General features: G+C 50.5%; 4 protein-coding genes. All 4 read left to right on the top strand.

The features are described 5' to 3' along the window. Window positions 1-439 precede the first annotated feature (439 nt). Entirely contained in the window at window positions 440-1,519 is a 1,080-nt protein-coding gene (locus tag ACESLU_RS08545) for a FecR family protein (RefSeq protein WP_372637900.1), read from the top strand. Window positions 1,520-1,569: 50 nt separating this feature from the next. Then, window positions 1,570-4,965 carry a SusC/RagA family TonB-linked outer membrane protein gene (locus ACESLU_RS08540; RefSeq protein ID WP_372637897.1) on the top strand — a complete coding sequence of 1,132 codons (3,396 nt, stop codon included), beginning with the start codon at window positions 1,570-1,572 and terminating at the stop codon, window positions 4,963-4,965. A gap of 22 nt (window positions 4,966-4,987) precedes the next feature. Continuing rightward, window positions 4,988-6,577 (top strand): RagB/SusD family nutrient uptake outer membrane protein, encoded by a 1,590-nt coding sequence (locus ACESLU_RS08535; RefSeq protein WP_372637894.1) that lies wholly within the window; start codon window positions 4,988-4,990, stop codon window positions 6,575-6,577. Window positions 6,578-6,748: 171 nt separating this feature from the next. Then, a complete protein-coding gene (locus tag ACESLU_RS08530) occupies window positions 6,749-8,095 on the top strand; it encodes an amidohydrolase family protein (RefSeq protein ID WP_372637891.1) in 1,347 nt (448 codons plus the stop codon). The last annotated feature ends 146 nt before the right edge of the window (window positions 8,096-8,241 follow it).

The raw sequence follows: 8,241 nt of genomic DNA, 5'->3' as shown, positions 1-8,241 counted from the left end.
CCCCTACTTTCTTCCAAATTTCACCCTGATTATTGTCCTTCCTGTTACAACAGACGCACAACGCTCGCACAAAAGGATGGACAAAAATAGCCCGTTCTTTTTAAGTATGCCTTCAGGACGTTTAAAGCCATAAAAAGAAATATTTTTCCCCTCAGGGTACCGGAGTTTGAAAAGGATTATATATGTACCCCGTATTTCTCACAAAGATCTATGATGTATTGTTGTAATCTTATGATACAGATAAATTTCTATCGATTTTTGAGGCCAAATAATTATAACAACGTGTACCATACTGCGAATTTTGTCCATCAGCGGCGTTGAAGATACCAATAGCGTGCCGGGCGCATCGGGTACGTCTCCGCTGCCATTGTTCCTTCGTCTTGCTGAAATACAAATTTCTCGGTGAGAAATCCGGGTAGAATTTCAGACAAAAACTTATATGAACGATTTTCCCAAACGACAACTGTTGATTAACTACCTGTTGGGTCTTTGTACGCCCGAAGAGGTGAAAGAGGTAGAGTACTGGCTGGATAAAGAGCCGGGCAATATCTCGTTATTGCAGGAAGTAGCCACGGAAATCGGTCAGAAGGGGTCCATGTCTTTTACTGAGAAAGATGAGATTAGAGACCATCTTTTTTCTGAAATTGAAAAGGAAGACGGTAATCGTTCTGGCCGTGAAAAAGGGAATTCAGAGATAAAATCACCCTATTTTCAGCGCTCCCGCCGCTCCAGGAGCGGGCTCTGGTTGAAAGTTGCCGCAATGGCCTTGATTATTGTCATTGCGGGAGGGATCGGGTTATATTTCAGTTATAACGACCTTTCTTCAACCCACGCCCAATCTGAAGTTACATTCGAACAGCGCACGTTATCAAATGGACAGACGGCGACCCTGCGTTTTGGGGACGAATCTGTGATCAGGCTAAATGCCGGAAGCACGCTGCGCTATCCAGAAAAATTTAGTCGTGACAAGCGAGAAGTCTATCTGGAAGGGGAGGGCTTTTTCTCGGTTAGCCGGGATGAATCCCGCCCTTTTATTGTTCATGCCGGGCGTACCACTACGCGGGTATTGGGAACCTCATTTAATGTCAGAGCGTACGATGATAATGTGCAGGTCGCCGTCGCGGAGGGTAAGGTCGCTGTTTCCAGGGAAGAGGAAGAGGTTGAATCCGGAGGCGGGAGTAGTGAAACAGAAACTATTTACCTGACTGGGAATCAATGGGTTACGTACCGGTCTGCCGGACAGCTTATCGAAAAGGGGGAGGGAAATATTGAAGAACTGATCGCCTGGAAAGACAAGAAGCTGGTATTTACTGACAAGTCTTTGGTCCACATAGCAGACCGGCTAGAGAGGTGGTATAATATTGATATCGTTCTGTCGGACTCTTCATTTAAAGAACGTCGCATGTCGGCCTCCTTTGAGGATGAACCTCTGACCGAAGTGCTGGCCGTCATCGCGCTCTCCCTCGACCTGGACTATAAAAGAGAAGGTCGAAAAGTAACTTTTCACAACAATGAATAACGATAACACTTACACATATGTCGGTTAACATTAACAGAGGAAGCTTAATTATGATGAATAGGGACAGATATATCGATCTATATGAACGGATGGCTAAACTCGTCTCCATGGTTGCTCTGTTTGGAGTATTGGCATTGCCGCTGATGGGACAGGACAGCCAGCAGGCAAACGAGCAGGTGGCCTCGGTTGGCACACTGGAACAGCTCCTTAATACGGAAGTCAGGCAGGATATTGACGAATCTTCCGTCTTAAATAAGAGTATCTCACTGCAAGCTGGGCAGACGACCCTGCTCGACGCTTTAAAATCCATTGCGGAGAAAGGAGATTTAAAACTTTCGTATGACACCCAATTGCCTGTTTTAAAAAATCCCTTAAGCCTTGATTTCGAGGAAGTCAGTATCCACGATGCCCTGTGGAAAGTGTTGGAGAATACCGGATTGCGGTTTGCCGTGTCGCCCAGCGGACAGCTGATATTAATGAGTAAAAATGAAATGCCTGTTATTGAACGCATACAGGAGACCATCACGGGGACCGTCACCGATTCTCAAACGGGACAGACCCTCCCGGGCGTGAACATTTTGCTGAAGGGGACCTCGACCGGGGCCTCGACCGACGGAGATGGTTATTATGAGGTAACAGTGCCTTCTTTGCAGGATACCCTCGTGTTTACGTATATCGGGTACCAGCGGCAGGAGGTGCCTGTTAACGGGCGAACAGCAATTGATGTTACCCTCCAACCCCAGGCTATAGCGGGTGAGGAGCTGGTCGTGGTTGGGTATGGAACGCAGGAGCGCCAGGATGTAACCGGCTCCGTAAGCACGATCAGCAGTGAAGGCCTGGAATCGCGTCCCGCCACCAACATGACTTCCCTGCTGCAGGGTAAAAGTCCCGGAGTAACGATTACCCAGTCCTCGGGACAACCCGGACAGGAGGGACACAGTATTTTGATTCGCGGGGTGGGGACGATGAACAATTCTTCGCCAATGGTCCTGATTGACGGCGTAGAGGCTTCCATGGATGATGTCAACCCCAATGACGTGGAGAGCGTGAGTGTACTGAAAGATGCGGCTTCGGCTGCTATCTATGGCTCTCGTGCCGCGAACGGGGTGGTGTTGATAACAACGAAGCGAGGCAACAGGGAGAGCATGAATGTGTCGTATAAAACACATATCGGCTGGCAGCAGGCGACTCGTCTTCCCGAATATGTTTCTTCCGCCGACTATGGGCGGTTGTTAAATGAGGCGAACAGAAATGAAGGACTCGATCCCCGGTATAGCGAGGAGGAAATACGGTTGTTTGAGACGGGCGAAGATCCGTACAATTATCCCAACACGCAGTGGCTCGATTTGTTGCTGCAGGGCTCAGGCTTTACGCAAAATCATGATCTCAGCTTTGCGGGCGGCAGTGAGGTGAACCGGTATAGGGTATCTCTGGGATACAATGAGCAATTTGGCCTTATGAAAAAAGCAAATAGCGATCGCTACAATTTGCGGATCAATTTCGACAGCGATGTGACCGATTGGTTCGATCTGGGCGTCAATGCCTCATTATCTCGGAGAGAGACGACCAATCCCGCCAACCCGTTTAACAGCGGAGGGTCCGTTTACCAGTTTTTCCGGCAGGCGAATCGCATTCCCCCTATCGTAGCCAATAAGTACGAAGACGGCTCGTGGGACCGCCATGACGACGGCAATCCCATTGCCTGGATTGAAGAAGGAGGAAAGTACCAGGAAAAGAATTCACGGGTCGTGGGAAGCCTGACCGGCGAAGCCCAGCTGATGGAGGGCCTGTCGCTGCAGGGAACGGCCAGTGGGAATTATGAGCTCAATGACGGCAAGGATCACGACCGGACAATTGCATACGGGGATGGATCCGTACAGGGACCGAATTCGGTGGAGGACCAGGTGTATCGGAGCTCTGTCACGATTCTGGAAGCGATGCTGGAGTACGACAGAAGGCACGGGGACCATGGAATAAATGGCCTGATAGGGGCCTATCGAAAAACGGAACTTGGTAACTCGTTAAGCGCCTATCGCCAGGAGTTTCCGTCTAATGATATTTCGGAGCTAACGGCGGGCTCGCAGGATGGCTGGTCAAATGACGGCTCAGCGGTTGAATCCAAACTGGGTTCCTATTTTGGAAGGATAAACTATGACTTTAGAAACCGGTATCTCGTCCAGGCGAATCTGCGGTACGACGGATCCTCCAAATTTGCCCGGGAGCGGCGATGGGGGTGGTTTCCCTCCTTTTCCGCCGGATGGCGAATCGCCGAGGAGTCTTTCATGGACGATATCGGCTGGATTAATGAACTGAAATTAAGAGGATCCTGGGGTAAGCTGGGCAATAACAGAATCGGTAATTATCAGTATATACCGCTTATATCGCTGGGCCAGAACTATAATTTCGGGGGGACAGCTTCAAGCGGAGCGGCCCAGACCAGTCCGACAAACCCCGCTATCACGTGGGAAACCACCACAGAGATGGATATCGGTTTTGATGCAGGCCTGTTCGAGAACCGGCTTTCCCTTACCTTCGATTACTATAATCGGTATACGGACGATATTCTTACGTCCGTACCTGTTTCCGACATATATGGATTGCCTGCACCTACGGTGAATGCCGGGGCCATGAGGAACAGGGGAATAGAGTTTGAGGTCGCTCATAATAACAATATCCGCGATTTCCAGTATGATCTGTCCCTCTACGGAGCCTACAATATCAACAAGGTGGAGCGGTACGAGAATCCTGATATCGGGACCAGCATTCGAAAAGAGGGTATTGCGTGGAATTCATACTATGGATACGAGGCAATAGGGGTCTTCCAGGATGAAGCGGATGTCGATGCAAGTCCCCATATTCCGGGGAATACTCCCGCCGTGGGCGAACAAAAATACATGGACCAAAACGGTGACGGGGTTATCAACGGCGATGACCGGATCGTGCTTGGGAATACGATCCCGGAAATCACCTTTGGATTTAACCTGGGACTCAATTACAAGGGATTCGACCTTTCCACCTTTTTCCAGGGAGCCGACAGAGTCTATCGAACCATTCATCCCGAAGCCATGTGGCCTTTCCAGAACGGGGCGAAAGTTCAGAAAATGCATATGGATCGCACAATCGTGGAAAATAACGAAGTGGTCCGGGAAGGGCGCTACCCGAGAGTGGTAACGACGGCATTAACGGGTCATACTACCAGCCACTACCAGTTCAGCTCCTTTAGTGTGCTTGATGCGGCTTATATACGACTGAAAAATATTCAGCTTGGCTATACCGTGCCGCTCACATGGTCCGGCGATTATTTATCCAATGTGAGGGTATTTTTCAGCGGCGAGAATTTGCTGACCATAACCGGATTTCCGGGGAACTACGATCCCGAAACGCCCAACGGGGTTGGTTATCCTCAAGTTAAAACGTATACGCTTGGATTAAATATTACATTTTAAAAAAATTTAAACAGAACATACTATGAAAAAGCTAATATACTTTTTGACCATAACAACGTTTGGGCTGGGAGTTACCTCGTGCGGCGATGGTTTTTTGGATGTGACGCCCAAAAATTCGCTGTCCGACAATACGTTCTGGCAAACTGAGCAGGATGCCGATCTGGCCCTTGCCGGCCTGTATGAAAACTGGGAAACCTGGTCGAATATCATCTACTTTGACGGGATGAGCGATAACGCCTATTATCCGGGCTGGAGCCATAAGATAGATGGCAGCGCCTCGCCCACGAATCTCTCTGAATCGTACTGGGGAGACTCGTACAGCGGCGACTGGTTTGAATACGGGCGAATTCGTAAATACAATAATTTTCTCGAAAAGATCGAAAATGTCTCCATGGACGAGGCCACCAAAGAGCGTTACAAAGCCGAGGCTCGTTTTTTAAGGGCCTATAATTATTTCTTCAAGGTCATGATGTTCGGTGACATGCCGCTGGTTACCGAAACGCTCGGGCCGGATGAGGTGATGGGCCGAACGCCTGCTTCCGAGATCAGGAATTTCATCCTGCAGGAACTGGACGAGATAAGTGACGTCCTTCCGGTGCAGAATATGATCCAGTCAGAGGGACATATTACCAGTGGCGCCGCCCTTGCCTTGAAATCAAGGCTGGAGCTGTATATGGGTAATTTCGATGCCGCGATGGAGGATGCCCGGGAGGTTATTGAGATGGGCGTGTACGAGCTGTACCCGGATTACCGGCAACTGTTTTTAAGCGAATCGGACAATGAAGAGGCTATATTGAGCATCAAGTTTACACAGGATATCTATCCGAGCCGACATCCCCAGTTTATGCTGCCGGGGATGGGAGGGGGTTATGCGAATGTAGCGGGTACCTACGATATGGTTGAAGCCTATGAGACTATGAACGGACTCCCCATTTCGGAAGATCCGACGTACGACCCGGACAATCCCTTTGATAACAGGGATCCCCGGCTGGAACAGTCCTTGCTTTACCCGGGACAAGAGTGGAATGGACGATATTATAATCCGCTGGACCAGCAAATTCCCAATGAGGAAGGCGAGATGGTAAGCAACCCGGATTACTATGAAAACTCCGTGGGATCTCCGGCGGGATTGATTATCAAAAAGTACGTGGAGCCTATGCCTGAATCGGTCATGCAGAACAGCGGTCAGGATCTGATGGTTATTCGTCTGCCTGAAATGTACCTGACCTACGCCGAGGCCGCGCTCGAAACCGGACAGAATATGGCACAGGGACTTGAATATCTCAACAGGGTACGAGCACGGGCCGGGCTGCCTGAAGCAACCGAACTTAGCGAAGAGTTGATTCGACGGGAGCGGCGGGTGGAATTTGCCTTCGAAAACCTGCGGTATTTTGACATTGTACGATGGGATCTGGGCGAGGAAGCCATTGATGGCACGGTGTATGGGGTTCGCAAGGGCTCTGTAAATAACGAAACCGGTGACGTCACCTGGGAATCAGAGCATATCATCCTGGAGGAGAGAAACTTTGTGGCGGAAAGAAATTACCTGTTGCCGATCCCCCAGCGGGAAATGGATAATAATCCGGAAATGACTCAAAACCCGGGATATTAATTAAGTTCCCTGACTCCTGACCTGCGGGAGTAGTGGTTTTCTCATAACAACCAGAAACAACTATTACCGGGAAGCCACCGGCGAGTGACCCATGAAACGGCGAACCTGAAACTCCGCTGAATCTGCTAAAGAGCATACCGACTCTAAACTTAAATATAATGGTGTTCAAATATGGCTTTAACGCGCTGGAATAAAAAATTTAGATGGATTTTCCTTGGAGTGTGCTGCCTTTTTTTCTGTGTTCTGAGGCCTTCCGGGACCTATGCCCAACAGAATACCAGCTATGATGACCGGCCGCTGCTGGAAGTCAATCCCCCGCCTGTCCCCGCCGATAATACGCCAATCGCGATTGTGGACTGCCGGCTGATCGATGGTCATGGAGGTGACCCGGTCGAGGATGCCGTGGTGGTTGTGAAGGGCAACAGAATCGTAGATGCGGGTCCGCGCACGGAGGTGGTGATACCTGATCATGCGGATCGCCTTGACGCGGCGGGGAAAACCCTGATGCCCGGACTGATTGACGCCCACTTTCATTCACTGATGGATAATGACCGGATTAACAGGTACCTCCACAGGGGAATAACTACGATGCGCGATCCCGGGCATCCCCTGCGATTCTACCAGTCGCTCCACTTCGCGGAGAAGCCGGTCCCGAGAATGTTCTTAACCGGTGGACACCTGGAAGGGTTTCCCCCGGTCTGGAGGAGCCAGGCGGTGGTTGTCAGGGATCAGACGCATGCCCGTCAGGTAGTATATGATCATGTGGAGAACGGGGCGACGGGGATTAAACTCTATTTTAAACTGCCCCTTGATTATTACGAGGTTATCATGGATGCCGCATCAAAACGGAACGTCCCCGTGATGGCCCACCTCGAGCTCGTGGATGCTGATGATGCCATTCGGGCGGGACTTGAAGGGGTCGAACACGTTACCTCATTCGGTACGGCCCTGGCCGGCCCGTCTGCAGCCAAAACGTTCAAGGAACGGGTGAACGCCGACTATGACGCGCGCAGGGAGGAGCGGTTCCGGTTGTGGTCGACCATCGATATGGAATCGGAGCGGGTGCAGGAGGTGATCGACCTGGCTGTTGAGAACCATGTTATTATGACGCCCACGCTGGGTGTTTTTGAACGGTACCGGGGAGATGAGGGAGTGGAGGATTTTCACGTCAAAGGGTACCAAAATATGATACAATTCGTGGAAAAAGCCTACCGGTCCGGCATGCGCATAGCCATCGGGTCACACGCGGGCTTGCCCCATGCAGAATCCGGGTGGGATTACCAGCATGAAATGGAACTGCTGGTTAATGAAGTCGGGATGGACCCGATGGACGTCATAACCCGCGGCACCACGGGGAATGCCCGGTATTTTCGCACCGAACAGCGACTGGGCAGCATCGAAGCGGGCAAGCTGGCCGACCTGCTGCTGATAGATGGGCACCCGGATGAAGATATTGCCACGATGAAGAAGATAGACCGGGTCATGCTCAATGGAAAATGGATTGAAGCCGGCGACTGATATTCATTTGCTAACGCTACCCCCCGATAACACCTCAACAAGTTGAAATCAAGGCGCCCCACCTCTGTCGGGCCTAATCCGGTCTGAAACCCAAACCCTGCTTTAGGCTTACGAATGCAAGGGATTGAAAAAAATCTATCACTTTT

Origin of the sequence: Fodinibius sp., from assembly GCF_041642155.1 — a bacterium.
Taxonomy (GTDB): domain Bacteria; phylum Bacteroidota; class Rhodothermia; order Balneolales; family Balneolaceae; genus Fodinibius.
This window is presented reverse-complemented; position numbering and strand designations above follow the sequence as displayed.

Coding starts and splice junctions, on each gene's coding strand:
- ACESLU_RS08530 (WP_372637891.1), top strand. CDS start 6,749: ATGGCTTTAACGCGCTGGAATAAAAAATTTAGATGGATTTTCCTTGGA.
- ACESLU_RS08545 (WP_372637900.1), top strand. CDS start 440: ATGAACGATTTTCCCAAACGACAACTGTTGATTAACTACCTGTTGGGT.
- ACESLU_RS08540 (WP_372637897.1), top strand. CDS start 1,570: ATGATGAATAGGGACAGATATATCGATCTATATGAACGGATGGCTAAA.
- ACESLU_RS08535 (WP_372637894.1), top strand. CDS start 4,988: ATGAAAAAGCTAATATACTTTTTGACCATAACAACGTTTGGGCTGGGA.